2 protein-coding genes are annotated in these 1,805 nt (G+C 68.6%); one reads left to right on the top strand and one right to left on the bottom strand.

Annotated elements, in window-relative coordinates; translation table 11 throughout:
* Positions 1-37 precede the first annotated feature (37 nt).
* On the bottom strand, positions 38-394 hold the full coding sequence (locus tag IH13_RS0114850) for an iron-sulfur cluster assembly accessory protein (RefSeq protein ID WP_018103583.1): 357 nt from the start codon (positions 392-394) through the stop codon (positions 38-40).
* Between the two features lie 228 nt (positions 395-622).
* Between IH13_RS0114850 and nadA the strand changes: the two genes are divergently transcribed.
* Positions 623-1,801 (top strand): quinolinate synthase NadA, encoded by a 1,179-nt coding sequence (nadA, locus tag IH13_RS0114845; RefSeq protein WP_051835848.1) that lies wholly within the window; start codon positions 623-625, stop codon positions 1,799-1,801.
* The last annotated feature ends 4 nt before the right edge of the window (positions 1,802-1,805 follow it).

Raw genomic sequence — 1,805 nt, 5'->3', positions numbered from 1 at the left:
GACGGTGACGCTGGACGCGCCGCTGTCGTGGGCGGGTTCAGCTGAAGGAGTCGCCGCAGGCGCAGGACCCGGTGGCGTTCGGGTTGTCGATCGTGAAGCCCTGCTTCTCGATGGTGTCCACGAAGTCGACCGAGGCGCCGCCCAGGTACGGAGCGCTCATCCGGTCGGTGACGACCTTGACGCCGTCGAAGTCCTTCACGACGTCCCCGTCGAGCGAGCGCTCGTCGAAGAAGAGCTGGTAGCGCAGGCCCGAGCAGCCCCCGGGCTGAACGGCGACGCGCAGCGCGAGGTCGTCCCGGCCTTCCTGCTCCAGCAGGGCCTTGACCTTGGCTGCGGCGGCGTCGGACAGGAGGATGCCGTCGCTCACGGTGGTGGTCTCGTCCGATACGGACATCTGCTTCTCTCCCGGGTTGTACGGACTGCTTGCCGACGGTGCAACCGCCGGGGCCGCGGATTCATTCCGGGCCACGCGCGTGTCTCTCCCCCTCATGCTCGCACACGACCCCCGCCGGGGGATGCGTCACATCGACGCTATCGCCATCGTCAAGCCGGTGGCAGCGGGTTATGATAGATAACGTCAATTAGACGAAAACTCGTCAGCAGAAAAGAAAGGGTGCGTGTCGTGACCACCGCCCAGCCCCTGGATGTCCAGCCGACCCCCCTCGCCCTTCTGCTCCTCGGCCGCGACGCCGACCCGCGCAGCGAGCGCGGTGTCGAGTGCCCCGGCGACCTGCCCTCCCCGTCCGACCCGGACCTGGTGGAGCGCGCCCGCGCGGCGAAGGAGAAGCTCGGGGACAAGGTCTTCGTGCTCGGCCACCACTACCAGCGCGACGAGGTCATCCAGTTCGCCGACGTCACCGGCGACTCCTTCAAGCTCGCCCGGGACGCGGCGGCGCGGCCCGAGGCCGAGTACATCGTCTTCTGCGGCGTGCACTTCATGGCCGAGTCCGCGGACATCCTGACCGGCGACGACCAGAAGGTCGTGCTCCCCGACCTGGCGGCGGGCTGCTCGATGGCGGACATGGCGACCGCCGAGCAGGTCGCCGAGTGCTGGGACGTGCTGACGGACGCGGGCGTCGTGGACCGGGTCGTGCCGGTCTCGTACATGAACTCCTCCGCCGACATCAAGGCCTTCACCGGCCGGCACGGCGGCACGATCTGCACCTCGTCCAACGCGAAGCGGGCCCTGGAGTGGGCCTTCGAGCAGGCGGAGAAGGTGCTCTTCCTGCCGGACCAGCACCTGGGGCGCAACACCGCCGTCCGCGACATGGGGATGTCGCTGGAGGACTGCGTCGTCTACAACCCGCACAAGCCGAACGGCGGCCTGACCGCCGAGCAGCTGCGGGACGCGAAGATGATCCTCTGGCGCGGCCACTGCTCGGTGCACGGCCGCTTCTCCGTGGAGTCGGTGAACGACGTCCGCGAGCGGATCCCCGGCGTCAACGTGCTGGTGCACCCGGAGTGCAAGCACGAGGTGGTCGCCGCGGCGGACCACGTCGGCTCGACGGAGTACATCATCAAGGCCCTGGAGGCGGCCCCGGCCGGCTCCAGGTGGGCGATCGGTACGGAGCTGAACCTCGTCCGCCGGCTGGCGAATCGTTTCGCCGCTGAGGACAAGGAGATCGTCTTCCTCGACAAGACGGTCTGCTTCTGCTCGACGATGAACCGCATCGACCTTCCGCACCTGGTGTGGACGCTGGAGTCGCTGGCCGAGGGCACCCTCGTCAACCGGATCCAGGTGGACCCGGAGACCGAGAAGTTCGCCAAGCTGGCCCTGGAGCGGATGCTGGCGCTGCCGTAGGGCG

The organism is Streptomyces sp. NRRL WC-3549, assembly GCF_000721935.1.
GTDB lineage: Bacteria > Actinomycetota > Actinomycetes > Streptomycetales > Streptomycetaceae > Streptomyces.
The sequence above is the reverse complement of the archived record's forward strand: the minus strand, read 5'-3'. Positions and strand labels throughout refer to the sequence as shown.